Below are 24,865 nucleotides of genomic sequence, written 5' to 3' on the forward strand. Positions count from 1 at the left end.
GTTAAATCTTTTAAAAATTTAGCCCCTACTTTTGAGGAAATAGAAATGAGTAAGGAAGTTTTAGCCGTTGTTGAAATCATGTCCAACGAAAAAGGCGTGGATAAGGATATTATTTTCGAAGCCATTGAGGCTGCGTTGGCGACCGCGACTCGCAAAAGCCACAATGACGAAATCGATGCCCGTGTTTCTATTGACCGTATCACAGGGGATTACGAAACGTTCCGTCGCTGGGAAGTGATTGAAGACGACGTCGAAATTGAAGACCATGTAGATTGGTATCTGCGTCACATGGATGCCGTGGATATTGACCCGCATATTGAACCGGGGCAATATATCGAAGAGCCAATCGAATCCATCGAATTCGGCCGTATCGGTGCGCAAACTGCCAAACAGGTCATTATCCAAAAAGTACGCGAAGCCGAGCGCAAGAAAGTGGTGGAAGAGTACGCCAAACGCGTGGGTGAAATCATGACCGGTCAGGTCAAGCGTATTGACCGTGGCGATGTGATTTTGGATTTGGGCGACAATGTCGATGCCATTATCCCGCGTTCCGAATTGATTAACCGCGAAGTGTTCAAAATGGGCGATCGGGTTCGTGCCTATGTGCAAGACGTTTCTTTCCGTCCACGTGGCCCACAGATTTTCATGTCCCGCGCCTGCAAAGAAATGCTGATTGAATTGTTCAAGATCGAAGTGCCGGAAATCGGTGATGACTTGATTGATATCATGAGTGCGGCACGTGACGTTGGTTTGCGTGCCAAGGTCGCGGTGCGCGCGAATGACCCACGCCTTGACCCTATCGGGGCTTGTGTGGGCATGCGAGGAGGCCGTGTACAAGCGGTGACCAATGAGCTGAGTGGTGAACGGATTGACATTGTACTTTGGGATTCCAACGACGCTCAGTATGTGATCAATGCCATGGCACCGGCTGAAGTCACCTCGATTATGGTGGACGAAGACAAACACACCATGGACTTGGCGGTGGATGACGAGCAGTTGTCACAAGCCATCGGTAAAAACGGTCAAAACATTCGTTTGGCGACAGAGTTAACCGGATGGGAATTGAATGTGATGTCCGAAAGCGACATGGCATCCAAACATGAAACAGAATCGCAAGGTCAGGTGGCCTTGTTTGTGAACAGCCTGGACGTGGACGAGGACTTGGCCGAAGTGCTGGTTGCCGAAGGCTTTACGACGCTTGAAGAAGTGGCTTATGTGCCCGCTGCGGAAATGCTGGAAATCGACGGCTTTGACGAAGATATCGTTTCCGTATTGAAAGATAGAGCCAAGGATGCGCTTTTGACTCAAGCAATTGCGAATGAAGAAAAAACAGCTATGGCTGAACCTGCACAAGACCTGCTGGATCTGGAAGGGATGACGGAAGAGCTGGCAAAATCACTTGCCGGACAAGGTATTGTCACTCAAGAAGATCTAGCGGAACTCGGAACGGACGAGTTGTTAGAAATGGTCGAAATGGACGAGCAGGCCGCGAGCGAGCTGATTATGAAAGCACGCGCGCCATGGTTCGAATAATTAGGAGGACACGATTGTATGTCTCAAGTATCCATAAAACAGTTTGCTGAAACGCTGAAATTATCGGTTGATAAGCTATTGTCTCAGCTCGAAAACGCTGGGGTGTCCGGTAAGAAGGAAGCGGATTTTTTGTCTGACGACGAAAAAATGACCCTTCTGAATTATTTGAAAGGCCTGCACGGTGATAAAGTCGATACGCCGAAAAAGGTCACGCTAAAGCGTAAGCAGGTTCAAAAATTGAATTTATCTTCCGGCTCCGGTAAACGTACCGTGAACGTGGAAGTGCGCAAAAAACGTACTTATGTGAAGAAGCCGGAAACGGTGGAAGAACAGGAACCGGAAGTCATCGAGGAAACGGTGGAAACGCCGGTGCCGGAAGAAGTGATGACGGCGGAAACGCCGGAAACGCAGGTAGAAGAAACCAAGACGGAAGCGCCTGCTCAGGAAGAAGCCTTGTCAACGGAAGAAATTATTGAAGCCGTTGCGCCGGAACCGGTGGCGGACACCAAAGACAAAAAAGGTAAACACGACAAAAAAGGTAAGACCCCTAAAGCGAAGGTGGTTGAAAAAGACGAGCCGAAGCATAAAGGTAAGCCGAAACCAAAAGAAAAATTGTCCAAGAAAACCTTGGCGATGTCGGGTGAACAGTCTTTCGGACGCCGTCGCCATAAAGGCGGGCATAAGAAGTCCAACCAATCGGCGAATAACGAACATGGCTTCCAGAAACCGGTTGAAAAACAGGTTCGCGAAGTGCCATTGGGTGAAACCATTAAAGTGGCTGATCTGGCCGATAAAATGGCGGTTAAAGCGACTGAAGTCATCAAAACCATGATGGGCTTCGGCAGCATGGTGACCATCAACCAAGTATTGGATCAGGAAACGGCTCAATTGGTTGTGGAAGAAATGGGCCATAAGCCGGTGCTGGTGAATGAAAACCAAATCGAAGACGATGTGGTTAACCAGGAATACGCAGGTGAAACCGTTACACGTTCACCGGTTGTGACCATTATGGGCCACGTTGACCACGGTAAGACATCGTTGCTGGATTACATCCGTAAAGCGAAAGTCGCCAATGGTGAGTCCGGAGGGATTACCCAGCACATCGGTGCCTACCATGTTGAAACCGGCCACGGCGGTGTCACCTTTATCGACACCCCTGGGCACGAAGCCTTTACGGCGATGCGTGCTCGTGGTGCGAAAGTAACGGATGTGGTGGTCATCGTTGTGGCGGCGGATGACGGCGTCATGCCGCAGACAAAAGAGGCCATCCAACACGCCAAGGCCGCCAATTTGGGGATGGTGATTGCCATCAACAAAATGGATAAGGAAGGCGCTAATCCGGATCGCGTGATGCAGGAACTGGTCAACGAAGAAGTTGTGCCGGAAGAATGGGGCGGTGACGTTCAGTTCATCCGTGTCTCTGCGAAAAGTGGTGAAGGCGTCGACGACTTGCTGGATGCCATCTTATTGCAATCCGAAATTCTGGAACTGGAAGCACCGCTCGAAGGCCCTGCGAAAGGGGTTGTGGTCGAATCTCGTTTGGATAAAGGGCGTGGGCCGGTGGCAACGGTATTGGTTCAGGCCGGTACCCTGTCAAAAGGCGATATCGCTTTGTGCGGCATGGAATATGGCCGTGTGCGTGCTTTGATGAACGAAAACGGCGAGCAAGTGAAAAGTGCCGGGCCGTCGATTCCTGTCGAAATTCTAGGGATGTCCGGTGTGCCGGTCGCGGGTGACGATATGATCACGGTTGAAAGTGAGCGTAAGGCCCGTGAAGTGGCGATGTTCCGCCAGAGTAAGCATAAAGAAATGAAAATCGCCCGTCAGCAGAAAGCCAAGTTGGACAATATGTTTAACAAGATGGAAGAGGGCGAAATTCAAAACGTCAACATTATCTTGAAGGCAGACGTGCAAGGTTCCATCGAAGCGATTGTCGACGCCTTGGTTAAGTTGTCCAATGACGAAGTGAAAGTCTCCGTGATTTCATCCGGTGTGGGTGGCATTACCGAAACCGACGCCAACTTGGCATTGGCTTCCGATGCGCTGATCTTCGGTTTCAACGTCCGTGCGGATGCAAAAGCCAAGCGATTGATTGACAATGAAGGTATTTTCCTGAAGTATTACAGTGTCATCTATGAAATCGTTGACGAAGTGAAACACGCCATCGAAGGGAAACTGGAACCGGAATTCAAGGAAGAAATCATTGGTGTGGCCGATGTGCGTGATGTCTTTAAGGCGCCGAAAATTGGCTTGATTGCCGGTTGTATGGTGACGGAAGGCATCGTCAAACGCAACAACCCGATTCGTGTCTTGCGCGATAACGTGGTGATTTATCAGGGCGCTCTGGAATCCCTACGTCGTTTTAAAGACGATGTTCAGGAAGTGCGTCAAGGCATGGAATGCGGTATCGGCGTGAAAGACTATAATGACGTGAAAGTCGGCGACCAGATTGAGGTCTACGAGCGCGTTGCTGTCAAGCGTACCTTAAGTTAATAGTCGCCAGGCCTGGCTGTTTTTAATGGACCGGGTCAAGACAATTTGACGATTTTTTCAATGCCCCGAGAGGGGCATTGTTGTTTGGCATCGTGCCAATTATGAAGAGAAAAAGTTATGAATGACGAAGTCAGCAGACCCACACGCGTGGCGTTGGAAATTCGCAAAACGCTCAGCGAAATTCTGCACCGCGATACCAAAGACCCTCGCTTGGAAAAAGTGAATATCACCGAGTGCAAAATCTCCAAGGATTTAAGCATTGCGACGGTGTATTTTACGATTATCGGTGCGAATGAAGACGAACCGGCCGCTCAAGATGCCATCAAAGCACTGGAAAAAGCCAAAGGATTCTTTCGTTCCGAAATTGGCAAGCGGATGAAATTGCGTATCACGCCGGAAATCCGGTTCTTTTATGACACGGTAGCGGAAAATGCCAGTCACATTGAAGAATTGATTTTCAAAGCATTGCACCAAAACAAAAAGTAGGCATTGACGGGTTGTATGGCAAAGAAACAATGGCAAGCCGTTGACGGCATCGTTTTGCTGAATAAGCCGGAAGGCGTTACTTCCAACGGCATTTTGCAACAAGTGCGTCGCTTGTACAATGCGAAAAAAGCGGGGCATACCGGTGCCTTGGATCCTTTTGCCACTGGCTTACTGCCGCTGTGTTTTGGGGAGGCGACTAAAATCTCCGGTTTGTTGTTGGACTCCGACAAACGCTATATCGCCACACTCAGCCTGGGTGTGGAGACCGATTCCGGCGATAAGGATGGTAATCCACTCCAAACGGTGGTGGTTCCGACGCTCAATGCCGAAAGCATTCAAACCGTTTTAAAAGGGTTTGAAGGTGACATCATGCAGGTGCCGCCGATGTATTCCGCTTTGAAACATCAGGGGATTCCGTTGTATGAATACGCCCGCAAAGGCGTCGAGGTGGAACGAGTGCCCCGGCCGGTTACGATACACGAATTGACGCTGATTGATTTTCACCCAACCGAAATCACTTTCGAGGTCTTTTGTTCGAAAGGCACTTATGTCCGTACTCTGGGTGAAGAGATTGCGAAAGCCCTCGATACGCTGGGCCATTTAACGGCCTTGCATCGGACGCAGACCGGCAGTTTGCATGGTGACGATATGGCGACAGTGGCGGAAATTGAACAGGATTTGGCCGGGCATCTACAACCGTTGGATTTACCCTTGCAACACCTGGAAGCCATGCACCTGAACGAAAGCGACACCCAGCGGATTCAGCATGGTGGGAAGCTCGCCGTATCAAAACCGACAACCGATTTGGTTCGCTTTTATGATCCGCAGAAACGTTTTATCGGCGTTGGCGAATGGCAAACGGAAAAAAACTTGCTCAAACCGAAACGTCTGTTTAATTTGGCGGATTGATTCGCATGTCCGCGTCGATTGACGAAACGTTTCCGCTGGTCGATTTGCGTCCGGCGGACCGCTATGCTGCCGTTCACTTTCGTGGCGCGACGCATTTACCCTGGCTGGACTTGAAAGAACGCTTGTCGGAGTTACCGCCACGCCCGTCGGAGCTGCAACTGGTAGGCGACGCGGCTTGTTTGGGTGAGGCTTGCGCTTTTCTCAACGAAAAAGGTTACAGGGTTGTTCAAACCTGGGATGAAACCGCTTATCTCAGTGAATTGCAAAAATCACCAGGCCTGGGCGTTTCCGGTATGACCTCCAAGCGGCTTTGGCAAGCCAACCCTTTATTGGTTGAGTGGCTCGAATCGTCGCAGCGGATATCCTCAATGTCGGGGAAAAGCGTATGGGATATCGGTTGCGGCGGTGGGCGAGACGCCGTTTATCTGGCTCTGAAGGGTTTTGATGTCACCGCCGTCGATCAGCAGGAAGCCGTCTTGTCACGCGCAAGACGGTTTGCCGATCGACAGAGGGCGACCGTGCATTGGAAAAACTGTTCGGTCGATGAAGCGGACTGCCTCCCTAATGAAATGGTGGATGTCGTCGTGATGATGCGTTACTTGAACCGGCGATTGTTTTCACGCTTACATCAAGCGATCCGGCCGGGTGGTTTTGTGGTGATGCAAACCTTTGTCGAAGGGGTGGAAGCCTTCGGCTCGCCGAAAAATCCGAACTATATTTTAAAACGCGGCGAGTTGGCGAAAAGCTTTTCCGACTTTACGATAATTATTGATAAAATAGAAACATTGAAAGACGGACGCCCGGTTTCGTCTTTTATCGCACAAAAGAAAATTTAAGAGACTCACTATGCTAGAAATGACCCCATCCGATTTGTTTGATTATTTTCAGAGTAACGCTATTTGCGAATCCCTGACACGCTCCGATGTTGAAGTCATGTCGCAATTTTTGCAGGAAAAAAATCTGAAAAAAGGCGACGTGATTTTTGACATGGGGGATGTCGGCGATTCGATGTTTTTCATTGTAAAAGGCAAAGTCGGCTTTTCGGTCAATGACGGGCAGGATGAAGCCGAAGTTGGTTTTCAAGGACCGGGGAATTTGATTGGTGAAATGTCGTTTTTTGATCGCAAGCCGCGCATGTTGAAAATGTTCGCCATGTCTAAACATGTCTGTCTGTTGGAAATCAAGCGCCCGATGTACGATCGTCTGAAAGTTGAACATCCGTACATCGCCGTGAACTTGGTTGAAAATGCCGTGGTGAGTCTGGATCATCTAATCCGTGCGTTGAGTAATGATCTGTCGCACTTCGAGCATTATATGGTCGGCTTCGGAAGACATTGAATTTTTAAGACGTTTCGTGAATATAAGCATGGACAAGTCGGCTTGTTTATGTATAATTCACGTTTTCATTCTGCCATCGGTTGCGGAATGGAGAATTTTATAAACCGATTTATCAAAGGATAAAACATGCTAACAGCTGAAGATAAAGCAAAAATCGTTGCCGAATACGCAACCAAAGAAGGTGACACTGGTTCTCCAGAAGTACAGGTTGCCTTGTTGACGCACCGCATCACCTATTTGACGGATCACTTTAAATCCCACATCCACGACAACCATTCTCGTACTGGTTTGTTGCGTTTGGTTAGCCGTCGTCGTAAGTTGCTGGATTACTTGCATAAGAAAAATGCACCAAGATATTTTGATTTGATCAAAAAGCTTGGACTGCGTAAGTAATCAACTTCGCTTGTCAAAAAAACCCCGCATCGCGGGGTTTTTTTTTGCCTGATACCCGCCGAAACCCGTTTATAAAAACTTTTGGAGAGCTTTGCATGAGTGGGGCGCGATAGAAAAATGAGATAAAATTTTTATGAATTAGGCGGAAAACGCAGCGAATAGCGAGCTATTCGCCAGTTTTTCAACGACATTCAGGGACATTTTAGCGATTTTTATCCGTGCATCCATCTCGTGCAAGGCTCTCTTTCGGTTTAAATGCATACGGTCGGTTGTTTGTCCGAGGATTTATTGTAAAATGTCCGGACTGTTTTAGGCTAACTTTTATTTGTAATTGACCTCTGACGACCTCGAAATTTCTCAGGCCGGAAACCTTTACAAGCCTGAATCCTCAGTAGCTTTACGCTTTAAAGTTCCTGGTGATTCAGGTTTCACTGGCTGTATAAAAGACTCGATTTGGTCGTCGCCCGATAAGGAAAAATGTATGGCAAAGTACGTTAAGTCTTTCCAGTATGGAAAGCATGAAGTTCGATTGGAAACCGGTGAAATTGCCCGTCAGGCGGACGGTGCGGTAATGGTCGCGATGGGTGAGACTCAAGTCTTGGTCACAGCCGTTGGCGCAAAAAACGCTAAACCGGGGCAGGATTTCTTCCCGCTGACCGTTCAATACCAGGAAAAAACCTATGCCGCCGGTAAAATTCCGGGAGGCTTTTTAAAGCGTGAGGGGCGACCTTCCGAAAAAGAAACTCTGACCTCGCGTTTAATTGACCGTCCAATTCGTCCATTGTTCCCAAAAGGGTTTATGAACGAAGTGCAAATCATCGCGACAGTCGTCTCTTTAGACCCGGAAGTCGGAACTGAAGTGCCTGCCATGCTGGGCACATCTGCAGCCTTGGCCATTTCCGGTATTCCTTTTGACGGCCCAATCGGTGCGGCCGTTGTCGGTTATCAGGACGGCGAATACTTGTTGAATCCATCCGGTGACGAATTGCTGGAATCCGATTTGGAACTGAGTGTGGCCGGAACGTCCGAAGCCGTGTTGATGGTGGAATCTGAAGCCGCTGAATTGTCCGAAGACGTTATGTTGGGTGCGGTAATGTTCGGTCATGATCAAATGCAAGTGGCCATTGATGCGATTAAAGAAATGAAAGCCGATGTCGGTAAGCCGCAATGGGACTGGGAACCGGCCGTGGAAAACACGGAATTGAAAGACAAAGTTTTCGATTTGATTCGCAGTGACATCGAAGCGGCTTACAGCATTGCCGATAAAATGGATCGTTATGCCGCCATTGATGCCGCCAAAGCCAAAGCGTTGGACGTCTTGCAAGCGACTGAAGAGAACGCAGACGGTTATGACGGCGGCGACATTGAAAAAATGGTCGGTAAGTTGCAGAAAGAAATCGTCCGTGGACGCATTATTGCGGGTGAACCGCGTATCGACGGACGTGATACGAAAACCATTCGTCAAATCGATTGTCAGGTCGGTGTTTTACCGAAAGTGCATGGTTCGGCCTTGTTTACGCGTGGCGAAACTCAAGCGTTGGTCGTCACCACGCTGGGCACGGAAAAAGACGCTAAGATTGTCGATGAACTGACCGGTTCTTATTCCGACCGTTTCATGTTGCATTATAACTTCCCTCCGTATTCCGTCGGTGAGTGTGGTCGTGTCGGTTCGCCGGGGCGTCGTGAAATTGGCCACGGAATGTTAGCGCGTCGCGGTGTTTCGGCTTTGTTGCCAACGTCTGAAGAATTCCCATACACCATTCGTGTGGTCTCGGAAATCACCGAATCCAACGGCTCCTCTTCCATGGCCACAGTGTGTGGTACCTCCATGTCCTTGATGCATGCCGGTGTGCCGATTGCCGCGCCGATTGCCGGTATTGCCATGGGCTTGGTGAAAGAAGAATCCGGTTTTGCCGTTTTGTCCGATATTTTGGGTGATGAAGACCACTTGGGCGATATGGACTTTAAAGTCGCGGGTACCGAGCAAGGCGTCACCGCTTTGCAGATGGACATCAAAATCACCGGTATTACTCGTGAAATTATGGAAATCGCTTTAGGTCAGGCGAAAGACGGGCGTTTACACATTCTAAAAGAGATGGATAAAGCCATCACCGCCTCGAATGTCAGTGTGGCCAGCACAGCTCCGCGCTTCTTCAATGTTAAAGTGAAGCCTGAAAAAGTACGCGAGATCATCGGTAAAGGCGGCGCGACCATCCGCTCCATCACCGAAGAAACCGGCGTGACGATTGAAATTGACGACGACGGTAACGTGAAAATCGCCGCCGTGGACGATGCGTCTGCGGAAGCCGCTAAAGCACGTATTGCCGAAATCACCGCTGAACCGGAAATCGGTAAAGTCTACGATGCGAAAGTCGTTAAAATCGTTGATTTCGGCGCGTTCGTATCCTATATGCCGGGGCGTGAAGGCTTGGTGCACGTGTCGCAAATTGCCGACGAACGTGTTGAAGACGTCAATGAGTATCTGAAAGAAGGTCAGGAAATTCAGGTACGTTTGATTGACATCGACAAGCAAGGACGCGTTAAACTGTCCATTAAGGAAGTGTAACCGTCCGTAACGGTCATGGCCGTTATGTTGTATTGAAAAAGGCCGCATTTGTCGGCCTTTTTTGTTGAAAGCATTTATGAAATATCCACAAGGCGATTAAGAAGAGACTATGTCAAAGAATCATCCTGCATTTGAATTCATTACCGAACATTTCATCGAATCGCTGAACATCACCGTTCAGCATTTCAAGCACAAAGTGACCGGGGCCGAACATTATCACCTGGCCGCGGACGATCCGCAAAACGTCTTTATGGTCGCTTTGCGGACCGTGCCGATGGATTCCACCGGAGTGGCGCATATTTTGGAACACACCGTTTTGTGCGGCAGTGAAAAATATCCGGTGCGTGACCCTTTCTTTATGATGATTCGTCGCTCCTTGAACACTTTTATGAATGCCTTTACGTCCAGTGATTGGACGGCTTACCCATTTGCGACCGAAAACCGTAAAGATTTCCAAAACCTGTTGGAAGTGTATATGGATGCCGTGTTCTTTCCGAATATCGACCCGTTGGATTTCGCTCAGGAAGGACACCGTCTGGAGTTTTCGGAGATGGACGATCCAACCTCCGAGCTGACGTATAAAGGGGTGGTGTTCAATGAAATGAAAGGGGCGATGAGTTCGCCGGTATCAACACTGTGGCAAACGTTTTCGGCCGAAATTTATCCAACCTCGACGTACCACTACAACAGTGGTGGCGATCCAAAAGACATTCCAGAGTTGAGCTACGAGCAATTGGTGGAATTCCATCGTTACCATTATCATCCATCGAATTCGGTGTTTATGACTTATGGCGATATTTCCGCCGCCGAGCATCAAACCCAGTTTGAGACGCTCGCCTTACACCGCTTTAACGACCAGGTGGAACGGATTATGGTCGGCAAAGAAAAACGCTACACTCAGCCGATGCAGTTTGAAAACCGTTATGCGTTGAATGAAGAAGACCTATCCAAAAAGACTCACATTGTGCTGGGCTGGTTATTGGGTGAAAACCGTAACCCGATGGATGTGCTAAAAGGCCATTTATTATCGGCCGTATTGCTCGACAACAGCGCGTCGCCGTTGCGTCAGGCATTAGAAGCCTCGCATCTAGCCACCGCGCCGTCGCCATTATGTGGCCTGGAAGACTCCAATAAGGAAATGGTTTTCGTGGCTGGGGTACAAGGTTCCGAAGCGGAACACGCCGATGACATTGAAACGCTGATTCTGGAAACGTTGGAACGCATCGTGCGAGATGGCATCGATACCGATCAGGTGGAAGCCATGCTGCATCAATTGGAGTTATCGCAACGCGAAATCGGTGGCGACTCTTATCCGTATGGGTTGCAGTTGATTCTGCAATCGCTGGCGGGTGCAATGCATGAAGGGGACCCGATTGCGTTACTGGATACAGACGCGGCGTTGCAAACGCTGCGTGAAGAGGTGACCGATCCGAATTTCATTCCGAATTTGATTCAAGAGTGGATCCTCGATAATCCACATCGTGTACGGTTAACGTTGTCGCCGGACGATCAACTTTCCGACGAGCAGGACGCGGCTGAAAAAGCCAAGTTGAAACGCATTCAGGACGGTTTAAGCGACGCGGAAAAACAGGCGATCGTTGAGCGCTCCTTGGCCCTGAAGGCACGTCAGGAACAATTGGATGATGCGTCCATTTTGCCGGAAGTGACCAAAGAAGACGTTCCGGCAGAAATTAAAGATATTCAACCGGTTACCGACGACTCTAAACGTCATTTAACGGCTTATCAGGCCGGTACGAATGGACTGAGTTATCTGCAGATGATTTTGGACTTACCGGATTTCACGGCGGAAGAACAAGCGGTTTTACCCTTGTTCAATGCCTGTATGACGGAGCTGGGTTCTGCCGGACGCGATTACCTGGAAACGCAATCCTTGCAAGCGGCGGTTACCGGAGGCTTGAGCGCCAAATCGGCGGTGCGAGCGAACTTACATGATCGCGACGCCTTCCACAGTCACTTCATTTTGTCCGGTAAGGCCTTGAACAAAAACCAACCAGGCCTGGCCGATTTAATGTTGGAAACGTTGGAGCAGGTACGTTTCGACGAGTTCGATCGTATTCGCGACCTGATCGGCCAAATTCGTTCCTCAATGGACCACGGCATTACCGGCAACGGGCATGGCTTGGCCATGTCGGCCGCCAACCAGAATGCTTCGCCGGTGGCGAACTGGAGTTTTAACCGATCCGGTTTTGCCGGTATTCGGGCGATTAAATCCATTTACAATTCATTGGAATCCGATGGGGAATTGGAACGTATCAGCCAATTGTTCGGTGGAATTCAACAAAAGCTGTTACAGGCTTCGAAGCAAGCACTGGTGATTTCCGATGAAGCCGGCTTGGATTCAGCCATTGCGAGTTTGTCGGAATGGCAGGGTGTCTTGTCGAACAACGTGTCCGGTCACGGATTGCAACTGGCCGCGTCGCATGACAAAATTCACCAGGCCTGGGTTACCAGTACGCAGGTCAACTTCTGCGCCCAGTCTTACCCGGCGGTTATGGCGGGGCATGAAGATGCGCCGAAATTGTCGATTTTGGGGGCTTGCCTGCGTAACGGTTTCCTGCACTCCGAAATCCGTGAAAAAGGCGGTGCTTATGGTGGCGGCGCGACTTATAATGCGGAAGCCGGCACTTTTGTCTTCTTTTCTTACCGTGACCCACGCTTGCTGGAAACCTATGCCGACTTCGACCGTGCGTTGGACTGGGTCTTAAGCGAAGAGGCGACGCAATCAAAAGTGGACGAAGCGATTCTGAATGTCATCAGTGCCATGGATAAACCCGGTTCACCGGCCGGTGAAGCCCGTAAGGCGTTTTACCAGCAGTTGTACGGTCGTACCCATGCGATGCGTAAACACTATCGCGAAGGGGTTTTATCCACCACCCTTGAGGATGTTCGGATGGTGACGGAACGTTACTTGAAACCGGGCGCGGCATCGTCGGCGGTGCTGACGCACAGTGGCATGACGGATACGGTAAAAGACAACGGGTTTGAAATCATTACGCTTTAATATCGTTAGGCTTTAACAACCAGTGAGGCGAATGCCCAAGGGAGTCAATATGCAAGTGAACCAACGCACCGGTGCTTTGATACTGGGTTTTTTCATCTTTCTCGGGTTGTCCTCTCTCGGATTGATTCTGGCCAATGCGGCGATCGACGTGAAGCAGTATGATCGCATTGTGACCGTTAAAGGGTTAGCCGAACGGGAATACAAGGCGGATATTGTGATTTGGCCGATTTCGTTCAGTGTGGCGGAAAACGATGTTCAGGGGCTTTATAAGGCGATTGACGAAAACTCGCAAACCATCAAGCGTTTTCTGGTGAAAAATGGCATTCAAGACAGTGAAATCAGTTTTTCTACGCCCAATATCACCGATAAGTCCGCTCAGAGTTATGGCAGCGGTCCCAAGCCGGAATTTCGCTTTATTGCCAATCAAACGGTGACGGTGTACTCCAAAAACGTGGATGGTGTGCGTAAAGTGATGGGCGAATTATCGGCGCTTGGGAAGAAGGGCATTGTTCTCACCGGCGGCGGTTATGATGGGCAAACGGAGTATATTTTTACCCGCTTGAATGATGTGAAGCCGGAAATGATCGAAGAAGCGACCAAGAAAGCCCGTCAGGTGGCGGAAAAATTCGCCGCGGATTCCGATAGCAAGCTGGGCAAAATCAAACGCGCCTCTCAAGGCCAGTTCAGTATTCGACCACGAGACCGAAATAACCCGCAAATCAAAAAGGTACGCGTCGTTTCCACAGTAGAATATCATTTATCCGACTGAATGGCTTAACAGATGTCGGACACGGCGATGAGGTGAAAGATGCAAACACAGGGTTGGATGGCGTTACAGAATGGTTCCGATATTCGTGGGGTCGCCTTGCCCGGTGTGGCAGGCGAAACGGTCAATATCACCCCGCAGGTGGCGCATCATTTGGCCGGAGCGTTTGCCGAGTGGCTGGCGGAACGCATGGCGAAACCGGTTTCGCAATTACGGCTGGCCATCGGACGAGACAGTCGTTTATCGGGTCCGTCATTGTCGGCGGCCATGTCGCAGGCGCTCGGTACCATGGGCGTAACGGTTTACGACACCGGGCTGGCCTCCACCCCGGCCATGTTTATGACCACCGTCACCCCGGGCTGGGAATGTGACGGTGCCATTATGCTGACCGCCAGTCACCTGCCGTTTAATCGTAACGGGTTTAAGTTTTTCACGGCCGCTGGCGGTCTGGAAAGCCGAGACATCCGTGTCCTGCTGGAAAAGGCGCAGGCCCTTGCCGGCTCAGCCGAATCGGAGGCGAAGTCCATCATCCCCGCCGTCGCGGTCGAAACCGTGGATTTTATGGCGGTCTATGCGGCAGGCCTGGTGAAAATGATTCGTGAAGGCGTGGCGTCTGCCCAATCGTATGACAGCCCGTTAAAGGGATTGAAAATCGTGGTGGATGCCGGTAACGGCGCGGGTGGTTTTTTCGTTGACCAGGTGTTGCAACCTTTGGGTGCAGACACCACCGGCAGTCAGTTTCTAGAGCCGGACGGTCGTTTTCCGAACCACATACCTAACCCGGAAAATGCCGAAGCCATGCAGGCTCTGCGTGATGCCGTGTGTCGGCAAAACGCCGATTTCGGCATTATTTTCGATACCGATGTCGATCGCAGTGCCGCCGTCGATCATCGTGGGGAAGAACTGAATCGGAACCGTCTGATTGCGTTGATTTCGGCCATTATTCTGCAGGCGCACCCCGGCACCACCATTGTGACCGATTCGGTGACGTCGGAAGGCTTGCACGATTTTATTGAAACCTCGCTTCAGGGCCGCCATCACCGTTTTAAACGAGGTTATCGAAACGTCATCAATGAAGGTTTGCGCCTCAATGCTGACGGAGAGGAATGCTGGCTGGCGATCGAAACCTCCGGCCATGCCGCCCTGAAAGAAAACTACTTTCTGGATGATGGTGCGTATCTGGTCAGCCGCTTGTTGATCGCCTTAGCCAAAGCCAAGGCACAGGGGCGTGATCTCAGCCACCTGATCGAATCGCTGCGCGAGCCGCAGGAGAGCCGCGAACAGCGCTTTAAAATCACCCGTACCGATTTCAAGGATTATGGCCAGACGGTGCTGCTGCAGCTGGAAACCTTTGTCGCCACTCAAAGCGATTGGCACAAAGTGACGCCTAACTATGAAGGAGTACGGGTTCAGTGCAGCCATCCGACGGAACAGGGGTGGTTTTTATTGCGCCTGTCATTGCACGACCCGGTGTTGGCGTTGAATATCGAAAGCGAGCAACCCGATGGGGTGGCGAGCATTGCATCGCGTCTCGACGCATTTTTAAACCAGTTTGAAGGCCTGAAAAAAGCGTGATGGATTTTCTGACGTTTAAACGCTTTATCAGCATCGAAGCGCTGATGGTGTTTTATTATTTGGGTGCGTTCCTTGTTCCGGTGGCGAGCGGGTATTTTGTGGTCTGGCTTCGGCGAAAATATGCCATGGCCAACCGTGCAACCCGCCAGGCCTGGCAGTTTTTGACAGTGAGTCAGAAAATGAAGCTGGTGATCGCGTTTATCATTGTCTTTTTATTGATGGAATTATTTTGGCGAATGCTGTTTGAGTTTCTAATTGCCTTCATTCAAATGCGCAATGCCTTACTGCAAATTGGCATCTCGAATACTCTGTGAGACTAATAGTTCACCACTCAGTGGCCGTTTAGTATTCGGTTTCGTCCGCGCTTAAACGGAAGCGTTTTTCAACGCGGTTTTTCGGTGCTGGTTTCGCCCATGCATCACCAAGCCCAGGCCGCCCAGCATTAAGGCCGCGGCAATCATAAAGCGCAACGTAACCGGCTCGTCAATCAACCAGGCAGCTCCGAAAGCGGCAATCAGCGGCACCAATAATTGCGTAGCGGATGCCAGACTGGCTGAAAGTCTCGGCAGGGCCGTGTACCAAAGAATATAACCCAATCCCGTGGTGACGCCTCCGGAAATCATCGCCAACCAAAATCCTTTCGAAGTCATAAAAACCGTATCACCAACAAACAGCAGGCTCAGACCACTGGCGACGGCAATCATCGGCAGGGTACGGTAAAAGTTAAACGCCGTGTCCGACATGGGCTTCAAGGATTTTTGGCCGTTCAGCGTATAAAGTGCCCAGGTGAAAGCGGAAATCATCACCATGACCAAGCCCCACCAGGATGGCGTGGTGAGCTTCGGATACACCAGATACAGTAAACCGATCAACGCGGCGGCGGCTCCAATCCACTCGGCCAAGTGCAGTTTTTCGCCTTTACGTAAGGCGTAACCAATCATGGTAAATTGCACCACGGCCGCCAAGACCAGTGCGCCGGTAGCGGTGCTGATGGCCACATAACCGTAAGAAAAGGTCAATGCATACAAAAACAATACCACGGCGGCATACCAGGAGCCGTGATTGGTTTTGCCCGCCGGTTGGTCCGCCGAGGTTTGGTGGCGGCGGTTTGACCAATGCATTAATGTCATCACCACAAACAAAGACAGGGCCGCTGAACCCAAGCGCAGACTGCTGAAACTGACCGGGTCAATTAAGTTGTGATCTAAGGCCCAACGACAAATGACCGCGTTGGCGGCAAACGCGGTGACGGATAAAATGGTCAAAAAAGCGGTTTGCACCATCAGGTTGCGGGTCATAATCGGTTTCCAAATAAGGGGATGAAAATAAGAAAAAATATTCTACGCGGCGGCGAATCAAAAGAACAGCGCGTTTTTGTGGGGTTTTTAAAATATTGAATCAAGACACCCGGAAGATAAAAACGACCAGGCCTGGTCGTTTCCGGGTGGTTGGATGTTATTCGATAAACACCAGATATTGCAATTGCCATAGGTCAAACAATAGCGCTTGATTGGCGGCGGCCATCAGGTCGTTTGGCGAGAGTTCGCTTTGGTTACACAGGGCGGCGATGAAGTCGTCATCGGCCCCTTGTTTATCCCAAATGGTGCCATTGATGTAAAGCAAAGTCTCGTTTTCATTTTGGGCGTAAGCAAAGCGACAGACCGGGTCTTTCTCCATGCCATCGCATTCGGTTAAAGCAGTGCAGAAGTCATCGAATTCCGGCGTTTCTTCTTCGCTCAATGGTTCCGGCAGTTGGCGCGAGGCTTCCTGGTCTAACTGGGTGGCAAAGCGGCCGAACCAGGTTTTGAGCAGGTTTTTATCTTGCAAAGCCGACATCAGCAACGCTTGTGCTTGCGTTACGGCATTATCGGTCACTTCGCCCGGATTAAGGGTGTCCGACCAGGTCGGGTCTTGGTAAATTGTCTGAAACGCGGACATTTCCGATAAATGGTCACCAAAACTGTCCCAGAGTTCTTGGCCCTGATAACTGCGGTAACCAATGGAAAAGGTCATGCAGTCATCGGTCAGACCAACACCGTGGTGGCCCCATTTGGGCGGCAAATAGAGAATGTCGCCCGGTTGGCAAACAATGTCGTCTTCCACCTTGAATGTTTTCATCAAACGTAAATCCACGCCTTCGATGTAGTTGTCCGGCGAGCAGTTTTGTGAGGACAATTGCCAGCGGCGCTCGCCCTGTGCCTGTAACAGGAAGACATCATAGTGATCGTAGTGGGGGCCGACATTGCCCCCAACCGATGCATAACTGACCATAATGTCATCAATTCGCCAGTTAGGAATGAAATTAAATTCACTGAGTAACTGATTGATTTCCGGTATTAAACGGTCCATTCCTTGTACCAATAATGTCCAGTTTTCTTCAGGGAGTTCCTGATAGATCGTTTCCGGGAAAGGGCCTTTTTTCAGTTCGTAATCGGTGTCGCTGTGCTGGATGACGATGCGGCTTTCCACTTCTTCTTCCAGCGACAATCCGGCGAGTTCTTCGGCGGTAATCGGTGGCGAGAACCCCGGCAACGCATTGCGAATCAGCAGCGGTTTTTTTTGCCAGTAGTCGTTTAAAAATTCGGTTTTGCTTAGCGCATTGAAATCAATCATCGTAATCGGGCTCAGTATTCGTTTTGAAAATTAGGGCAATTATAACGGCTCAAGATTTGACTGGGAACGATTCTTTGAGTCACTTCTGCAACCGGGGTGATGACTTGTTCTATAATAAATTTAAATAATCTGGATATACGTATTTTACGGAGTTTTTTCAAATGTTTGCCATGACCACAAAATTGAAAACCCGCTTAGTGTTAGTGATTATGACGTTTGTGTTTGCCGGCACGGCGTACTTTTACTATCAGGAACAGCAAAACGGGTTGCCGGATGGCACCATCAAGTTGAATGGCCGCACCGAAGCTGAACATTATTTGGCTTCGACGAAAGTGGCTGGAAAGATTTTGAAATTGCAGGCGCGGGAAGGGGATGAAGTGAAGGCCGGTCAAGTGCTGGCGGTTCTGGACGATGTGCAGGTGCGGGCTCGTGTCACTCAAGCGGCAGCGGCTTACGGCGCGGTACAGGCACAATTGAAAGCGGCACAAAAAGGATTGGATGTGCTGAAACAACAAGTGCCCTTGCAAATAGAAACGGCCGAATCAGCGGTGCGTTATGCCAAAGCCGTACTGAACAGCGCCAAAGAAACCGCGCTGCAGATGACGACCGATGAAAAACGTTATGAAAACCTCTACAAAAGAGGCACCATCGAAAAGCATCAGCACGAAAACGCTTTGTTGGCGAAAAAACTGGCTGACGATGATGTGAAAATCGCTTATACCGCTTTGAACCAGTCTGAAAAAGCCTTGAACGAAGCCAAGCTGGGCTGGCAGCAAATCGAGGCCAAGCAGGAAGACGTTAATGCGGTTAAAGCTCAATCATTGCAAGCTCAGGCGACTTTGATGGAAGCGATGAGTGTCTTCGACGATATGAAAATCATTGCGCCGACCGACGGCGTCATTACGACCAAATTGGTGAATGAGGGTGAAGTGGTGGCCTCCGGCGCCGGTCTGTTTGACATCGTCAATCTAAATGAAGTGTATTTGAAAGGTTATGTGGCCGAAGGCAAGGTCGGATTGGTTCATCTTGGCCAAAAAGCCGACATCCGTATTGATTCCATGCCGAATGTCGCTTTTCCGGCCACCGTTCGTTATATCGCTTCGCAAACCGAGTTCACCCCGAAAGAGGTGCAAACACAGGATGAACGCGTCAAGTTGGTTTACGCCATCAAGCTTTATTTGGACAGCAACCCTGAAAAACGTATTACGCCCGGCTTGCCTGCGGACGCTTATATTCAGGTGAAATAAACATGACGTTAGCGGTGGAAGTGAGCGGTTTCGGAAAGCGCTATAAGAAAAACGATGCGGTCAAAGACGTTTCACTGCACATTGAAACCGGTGAAATTTACGGTTTAATCGGGCCGGACGGCGCGGGTAAAAGCACCTTGATGCAAGCCGTGTCCGGTGTGTTGCGTTACGACACCGGTCGTATCTGTGTATTCGGTCAACCCATCGATTCGGACAAGTCCGCTGATCAAGTCAAACAGCATTTGGGGTTCATGCCGCAAGGGCTGGGCTTGAATCTTTACCCGGATTTGAGCATTGAAGAAAATATCGACTTTTTTGCCAACCTGCGCGGCGTATCCGCCGAGACGCTCAAACAACGTAAAGCAATGTTGCTGGACGTTTCCAATCTGGCGGCGTTTAAAGACCGTTCCATGAAGAACCTATCCGGTGGCATGAAACAGAAGCTGGGCCTGGTTTGTACACTTATCCATCAACCAGGCCTGGTGATTTTGGACGAACCCACCACCGGAGTGGACCCAGTGTCTCGGCGCGACTTTTGGGAAATGTTGAACCAATTGGTGCGAGATGAAAAGATGACCGCTTTGATTTCCACGGCGTATATGGATGAAGCCAGTCGATTCAATCGTTTGTCGGTGATGCACCAAGGGCAGGTACTCGACCAGGGAACCGCCGATGAGATTGTGGGGCGCACGCCCGGCTGGCTGGTGGAAATTGAAAGCAATACGGACGCGACGCATTTACGCGATGTGTTGCCGACCTTACAAACGACTTTCCCACAGGCCGAAGAGTTAGGACAAATGATTCGCATCAGTGGGTTTGAAGACACGCCGGGCGAGGTAAAAGGCCGTTTGGAAAAAGCACTTTCGGCTTTTCCGAACGAACACCTCAATTGGCATTTTGCCCCTGTGGGCTTGGAAGAAGTGTTTATCAATCGCTTGGATCATATCGAGGCGGAGCAGGTGGCGGTGATCAAGCGTTCCGGCACAGACACGCTGAAGACAAACAACATTGAAACACCGCTGATTCAAGCCGATGGCCTGGTGCGACGGTTCGGAGATTTTACCGCGGCGGATCAGGTGTCGTTCGATGTCAAATCCGGGGAAATTTTCGGCCTGTTGGGCGCCAATGGCGCCGGGAAAAGCACCGTCATTAAAATGTTGACCGGTATCTTACCGCCATCGGAAGGTGCTGGCTTTGTGGCGGGGCATAATATGGCAAGCTCTGCCATGGCGATTAAAGAAAGCATTGGCTATATGTCGCAAGCCTTTTCGCTGTATCTGGATTTAACCGTGGGTGAAAACATTGATTTGTTTGGTCGTATTTACGGCTTGTCCGGCAAAAAATTACGTGAACGGCGCGACTGGGTCTTGAAAATCGGACATTTGGAAGCGGAAAAAGACGAAGCCGCCGGTAGTCTGCCGATGGGAAAACGACAGCGGCTGGCACTGGGGTGTGCATTGATTCATGAGCCAAAAGTGTTGTTTTTGGATGAACCGACATCCGGTGTGGACCCAATCGGTCGCCGCGAGTTCTGGCGCATTTTGGTGGCCTTGGCGGAGGAGTTGAATGTGGCGATTTTGGTGACCACACATTACATGCTGGAAGCCGAACATTGTCACCGCTTGGCGTTGATGCAGGCCGGGAAGGTGGTGGCTTACGATTCGCCACAGGCATTAAAGCAGGATTTGAAAGCCCGGAAAGGGCAGGTGCTGAGCTTGAAAGTATCGCATCCATATGAGTTACAAGCACGCTTGGAAGCGGAAGGTTTTGGAAAGGTGGCGCTATTCGGTAGTCGTGTGCAGCTGTTTACCCAGAACGTCGCAGAAACCCGGCACCGAGTGAAAGACTTGTTGAAGCAAACCGAAGCAGGTGGCGAGATAGAGAGCAATATCCGCATTGAAGATGAAATGGTCTTGGAGCCTTCTTTGGAAGATGTTTTCATTGATAAGATTGAATCGGCCCGCCAAGCCAAACGGGGCGGTTTATGAATTGGAAAACCATCTGGACTTTGTCTCGAAAAGAATGGATTGAAATTTGGCGTGACCGAGTGTATTTCGTCATGGCGTTCGTCTTTCCGATGGTGATGATGATGGTGCTTGGGTTCGGGTTGAGTTTCGATGTCGAAAAAATGCCGTTCGCCATCGTGGATTACGACCATTCCGACGAAAGTCGCGAGTATGCGTATAAATTCATCAGTTCGCGCTATTTCGATTACAAGGGCCACCTTAAAAAAGAACAGGAGGCCGATCCGTTGTTGGATCGCGCCGATGTACGGTTTGTGCTGTTGATTCCACCGGAATTTTCCAAACGATTGCGGCAGGGACGCGTGGCGGAAGTTCAAGCCTTGATTGATGGCATGTTTACCTATCGTGCCTCGATGGTCACCGGCTATGTGTCTGCAATCACCGGGCACTTCAACACCGAGTTGATGCAGGATTGGGCCATGAAAACACAGGGCATGACCGAGCAACAACTGGATGGCTTACTGTCGCCGGTCAAACTCGAAACCCGTTATTTGTACAATAACGAATTGAAAAGCATCTGGTCCACCGGGTCGGGAATGATCATTATGGTGATGTTGGTGGCTCCGGCCATGCTGGCAGCCCTGGGTGTGGTGCGGGAGAAAGAAACGGGTTCCATTTTCAATATTTACGTCTCCACGGTCACCCGCAGTGAGTTCATCACCGGCAAGCTCTTACCCTATATTTTGATTTCCTACATCAATATCACCCTGCTGTGTCTGGCGGCGGTATTCATTTTCGGGGCGCCATTCAAAGGCGATGTTTCCCTGTTGGTGGTCGCAAACCTGTTTTATGTCACCAGTGCGGCGGGCATTGGCCTTTTGGTTTCGACCTTCGTTAAATCGCAAGCCGCCGCGGCGTTGATTGCAATGTTGGGCACCATGATTCCGGCGATGATGTATTCAGGCTTGATGATGCCGGTGGCGTCCATGTCGGCGGAAGCGATGGTGGAAGCGCATTCTTTCCCGGCAATGTATCAATTGGAAATCGTTTGGGGCGTTTTCCTCAAAGGACAAGGTTGGGCGGAACTGTGGCCGAATATCTTTATCCTCATTGGCTTTTGTCTGGTGTATTGGTTGCTCGCCGTATGGCGTTTTCGTAAGAGGGTGTCGGGATGAACTGGTTATGGTGGCGGCGGGTATTCGCTTTGACGAAAAAGGAGTTGCTGCAATTCAGCCGGGATTTGATTCTGGTGGTGGCGACGTTGTATTTTTTTACCGGCGAGGTGTTCATTGCCGGGAAAGGCACCAATTTGGAATTGGTCAATGCGCCTATCGGCTATATGGATCACGACCAATCTCTGGCGAGCCGGGAGTGGTTGAACAAACTCCGGCCGCCGTACTTCGATTTGAAGGGACAGGTGCCGGATGAAGCAACGGCGCGACGCTTATTGGATGAAAGTCGTCTATTGGGTGTAGTGGACATTCCGCCGAATTTTCAGCGCGATTTGATGAACGGTCGTCAAACCGAAATCAGTTTTCAACTCGATGCCAGCAACGTCATTCTCGGGAATTTGGCGGACAGTTATGTCGGGCTGGCGAATGCCCATTTCAGCCAGGCCTGGATGATGCAGCAGATGAAACTGACCATGCCGGAGGATATGGAAGCCCCCATGGTGGAAGCCAAGCGCATGATTTTGTTCAACCCGGACGGTAAAAACGCTTGGTTCATGTCGGTTTCGGAAATGATGACGGTGTTGACGATGTTGTCGTTGTTTCTGACGGCCGCCATCGTAGTGAAAGAAAAGGAACGCGGCACCATCGAGCAGTTGTCGATTGCACCCTTGACGCCGTTTCAAATACTCTTGCCGAAGATTCTGGCGGTGGAGATTATCCTGTTGTGCGGCGTTGCTTTATCGTTGTTTTTGATTGTGATTCCGATTTTCGAAGTTCCGTTTCAAGGCGATTTCTGGTTGTTCTTTTTGGTGTCCGCACTTTACATTTACGCCATGTCAGGCCTGGGCATTTTCATCGCGACCATCAGCAAAAACCTGGCGCAGGTGATGTTGGTATCCATTCTGTTGATTATGCCGTTGGTGTTGTTGTCCGGCGCCTTTACGCCGCCGGAAGCCATGCCGGAATGGGAGCGACCGTTGATTCACTTGGCGCCGTTGTACTATTACATCAATATGGGCTTCGGCATTATTTTAAAAGGCACGGATATCTCATTGATTTGGCCGGATATATTGGCGTTGTTCGGTTTGGGAACCATTGTGTTTTTGTTCGGAATCCGTCAGTTCCATAAACAGTTCGAACACTGAATTAACGGGCAGACAGGCATAAAAAAACCGGCTTGAAAGCCGGTTTTTAAAACGAAAACGTTCGATTTGAGCGCTTTGACTTAGCGACCTTTCAACATGGTCAACGCCAATTCGATGTTTTGCGCTTGCTGTGCCGCATTCCCGATGTAAGAGGCCGGCGTCATTTCTTTCAGCATTTGTTTGGCTTCTTCCGGCAATTCCAGTGTATCGACGAAATCCTGCATGATTTGCTTGTTGACGCGACGACCGCGCGTCAGTTCTTTTAACTTCTCATACGGCTTTTCGATGCCGTAACGACGCATCACGGTTTGAATCGCTTCCGCCAGCACTTCCCAGTTGTTGTCCAAGTCGTCCGCCATGGCTTGGGCGTTGACTTCCAGTTTGTTCAAACCTTTCAGGGTGGCTTGCAGGGAAATCATGGTGTGCGCCACGCCCACGCCCAGATTACGTAACACCGTGGAGTCGGTCAAATCACGCTGCCAGCGCGAAATCGGTAATTTTTGACCCAGGTGATCGAAGATGGCGTTGGCGATGCCCAGGTTCCCTTCGGAATTCTCGAAGTCGATTGGGTTGACCTTATGCGGCATGGTCGAAGAACCGATTTCGCCGGCAACGGTTTTCTGTTTGAAGAAATTGATGGAGATGTAGCTCCAAACATCGCGGTCAAAGTCGATCAAAACCGTATTGAAACGCTGCATGGCGTGGAAATATTCTGCAATGTAGTCGTGCGGTTCGATTTGGATGGTATAAGGGTTCCAGGCCAAGCCCAAGCTTTGCACGAATTGTTCGGTCAGTTCATACCAGTTGATGGATGGGTAGGCCGCCAAGTGGGCGTTGTAATTGCCGGTGGCGCCGTTGATTTTCCCCATGATTTGCACATTCATCAGTTGCTTGATCTGACGTTGTAAACGGTAAGCGACATTGGCGAACTCCTTACCGGCGGTTGTTGGAGAAGCCGGCTGGCCGTGGGTGCGGGACATCATTGGGATATCGGCCATCTCGGTCGCCATTTCGGCAATTTTATCGACCAGGGTTTGCATTTCCGGCACTATGGCGTTGGAACGTGCGTCTTTTAGCATCAAAGCATACGCCAGGTTGTTGATGTCTTCGGACGTGCAGGCAAAATGCACGAACTCGCCAATGGCGTTCAGTTCGGTGTTGTCGCCGAAGTGTTCCTTAATCAGGTATTCCACCGCTTTTACATCGTGGTTGGTGGTTTTTTCGATGTCTTTAACGCGTTGCGCCATGTCCAAGGTGAATTCGTCCACCAATTTCATCAGATGGCTTTCCGCTTCCTGGCTCAAAGCCGGAACTTCCGGAATCCCCGGGTGGTTGGCCAACATACGCAACCAGGACACTTCCACTTTCACACGATTTTTGATGAGACCGTACTCACTGAAAATCTCTTTAAGGTTGGACAAACGCGCACCATAGCGACCATCGACAGGTGAAATAGCGGTAAGTTCTGAAAGTTGCATCCGTTGGCTTCCTTTTTAATTTCATAATGCTTGAAAAATTTGCGCCCATTATAACCGATGTGACACAAAAAATTCTTCCGGATGCACTTGATGGTGCCGAAAGCCATCGGCCATAATGGTTTGATTCATGCTTGACGCATCGAGACACTGTCTGAGCGCAACTCA

At 50.1% G+C, this 24,865-nt stretch carries 19 protein-coding genes; 16 read left to right on the forward strand and 3 right to left on the reverse strand.

Features of this window, described 5'->3' with window-relative positions:
- The first annotated feature begins 45 nt into the window (after positions 1-45).
- The 12 genes from nusA to AC0KH7_RS05680 all read left to right on the forward strand — a co-directional run bounded on the left by nusA (position 46) and on the right by AC0KH7_RS05680 (position 15,395).
- Positions 46-1,533, forward strand: a complete 1,488-nt coding sequence (gene nusA, locus AC0KH7_RS05625; protein WP_472371492.1) for a transcription termination factor NusA — start codon at positions 46-48, stop codon at positions 1,531-1,533.
- Between the two features lie 18 nt (positions 1,534-1,551).
- The gene (infB, locus tag AC0KH7_RS05630; RefSeq protein WP_472371494.1) at positions 1,552-4,026 is read left to right on the forward strand and encodes a translation initiation factor IF-2; all 2,475 of its coding nucleotides are present in this window, start codon (positions 1,552-1,554) and stop codon (positions 4,024-4,026) included.
- A 117-nt stretch (positions 4,027-4,143) separates the two neighbouring features.
- Positions 4,144-4,512 (forward strand): 30S ribosome-binding factor RbfA, encoded by a 369-nt coding sequence (gene rbfA, locus AC0KH7_RS05635; RefSeq protein WP_472371496.1) that lies wholly within the window; start codon positions 4,144-4,146, stop codon positions 4,510-4,512.
- Between the two features lie 15 nt (positions 4,513-4,527).
- Positions 4,528-5,421, forward strand: coding sequence for a tRNA pseudouridine(55) synthase TruB (truB, locus tag AC0KH7_RS05640; RefSeq protein WP_472371498.1), 894 nt, complete (start codon positions 4,528-4,530; stop codon positions 5,419-5,421).
- A gap of 5 nt (positions 5,422-5,426) precedes the next feature.
- A complete protein-coding gene (locus AC0KH7_RS05645) occupies positions 5,427-6,257 on the forward strand; it encodes a methyltransferase domain-containing protein (protein WP_472371500.1) in 831 nt (276 codons plus the stop codon).
- 10 nt (positions 6,258-6,267) lie between these two features.
- A complete protein-coding gene (locus AC0KH7_RS05650; RefSeq protein WP_472371502.1) occupies positions 6,268-6,759 on the forward strand; it encodes a Crp/Fnr family transcriptional regulator in 492 nt (163 codons plus the stop codon).
- A gap of 126 nt (positions 6,760-6,885) precedes the next feature.
- Complete coding sequence (rpsO, locus tag AC0KH7_RS05655; protein WP_472371504.1) at positions 6,886-7,152, forward strand: 30S ribosomal protein S15; 267 nt, start codon at positions 6,886-6,888, stop codon at positions 7,150-7,152.
- 481 nt (positions 7,153-7,633) lie between these two features.
- Positions 7,634-9,718: a polyribonucleotide nucleotidyltransferase gene (gene pnp, locus AC0KH7_RS05660; RefSeq protein WP_472371506.1), complete on the forward strand. Its 2,085-nt coding sequence runs from the start codon at positions 7,634-7,636 to the stop codon at positions 9,716-9,718.
- A 109-nt stretch (positions 9,719-9,827) separates the two neighbouring features.
- A complete protein-coding gene (locus tag AC0KH7_RS05665) occupies positions 9,828-12,740 on the forward strand; it encodes an insulinase family protein (protein ID WP_472371508.1) in 2,913 nt (970 codons plus the stop codon).
- Between the two features lie 49 nt (positions 12,741-12,789).
- Positions 12,790-13,509 carry an SIMPL domain-containing protein gene (locus AC0KH7_RS05670; protein ID WP_472371510.1) on the forward strand — a complete coding sequence of 240 codons (720 nt, stop codon included), beginning with the start codon at positions 12,790-12,792 and terminating at the stop codon, positions 13,507-13,509.
- A gap of 39 nt (positions 13,510-13,548) precedes the next feature.
- Positions 13,549-15,081, forward strand: a complete 1,533-nt coding sequence (locus AC0KH7_RS05675; protein ID WP_472371512.1) for a phosphomannomutase/phosphoglucomutase — start codon at positions 13,549-13,551, stop codon at positions 15,079-15,081.
- Positions 15,081-15,395 (forward strand): DUF4282 domain-containing protein, encoded by a 315-nt coding sequence (locus AC0KH7_RS05680; RefSeq protein WP_472371514.1) that lies wholly within the window; start codon positions 15,081-15,083, stop codon positions 15,393-15,395. The genes AC0KH7_RS05675 and AC0KH7_RS05680 overlap by 1 nt, the downstream gene beginning before the upstream one ends.
- 51 nt (positions 15,396-15,446) lie before the next feature.
- Here the strand turns inward: AC0KH7_RS05680 and AC0KH7_RS05685 are convergent, their stop codons facing one another.
- Together AC0KH7_RS05685 and AC0KH7_RS05690 are read right to left on the reverse strand one after the other, a co-directional pair.
- On the reverse strand, positions 15,447-16,379 hold the full coding sequence (locus tag AC0KH7_RS05685) for a DMT family transporter (RefSeq protein WP_472371516.1): 933 nt from the start codon (positions 16,377-16,379) through the stop codon (positions 15,447-15,449).
- A gap of 157 nt (positions 16,380-16,536) precedes the next feature.
- Positions 16,537-17,694, reverse strand: a complete 1,158-nt coding sequence (locus AC0KH7_RS05690) for a JmjC domain-containing protein (protein WP_472371518.1) — start codon at positions 17,692-17,694, stop codon at positions 16,537-16,539.
- Between the two features lie 161 nt (positions 17,695-17,855).
- Here AC0KH7_RS05690 and AC0KH7_RS05695 point away from each other — a divergent pair, with 161 nt between their 5' ends.
- Genes AC0KH7_RS05695 through AC0KH7_RS05710 form a run of 4 tightly spaced genes read left to right on the forward strand, consistent with a single transcriptional unit; the run spans position 17,856 to position 23,222 of the window.
- The gene (locus AC0KH7_RS05695) at positions 17,856-18,941 is read left to right on the forward strand and encodes an HlyD family secretion protein (RefSeq protein ID WP_472371520.1); all 1,086 of its coding nucleotides are present in this window, start codon (positions 17,856-17,858) and stop codon (positions 18,939-18,941) included.
- A gap of 2 nt (positions 18,942-18,943) precedes the next feature.
- Positions 18,944-20,929, forward strand: coding sequence for an ATP-binding cassette domain-containing protein (locus AC0KH7_RS05700; protein WP_472371522.1), 1,986 nt, complete (start codon positions 18,944-18,946; stop codon positions 20,927-20,929).
- Positions 20,926-22,080 carry an ABC transporter permease gene (locus tag AC0KH7_RS05705; RefSeq protein WP_472371524.1) on the forward strand — a complete coding sequence of 385 codons (1,155 nt, stop codon included), beginning with the start codon at positions 20,926-20,928 and terminating at the stop codon, positions 22,078-22,080. Before AC0KH7_RS05700 ends, AC0KH7_RS05705 begins: the two co-directional genes overlap by 4 nt.
- Positions 22,077-23,222 (forward strand): ABC transporter permease, encoded by a 1,146-nt coding sequence (locus AC0KH7_RS05710; protein WP_472371526.1) that lies wholly within the window; start codon positions 22,077-22,079, stop codon positions 23,220-23,222. The genes AC0KH7_RS05705 and AC0KH7_RS05710 overlap by 4 nt, the downstream gene beginning before the upstream one ends.
- An 80-nt stretch (positions 23,223-23,302) precedes the next feature.
- Here AC0KH7_RS05710 and purB read toward each other — a convergent pair whose 3' ends face one another.
- Complete coding sequence (gene purB / locus AC0KH7_RS05715) at positions 23,303-24,700, reverse strand: adenylosuccinate lyase (protein WP_472371528.1); 1,398 nt, start codon at positions 24,698-24,700, stop codon at positions 23,303-23,305.
- Between the last annotated feature and the right edge of the window lie 165 nt (positions 24,701-24,865).

Origin of the sequence: Hydrogenovibrio sp. (assembly GCF_965140365.1) — a bacterium.
Lineage (GTDB): Bacteria > Pseudomonadota > Gammaproteobacteria > Thiomicrospirales > Thiomicrospiraceae > Hydrogenovibrio.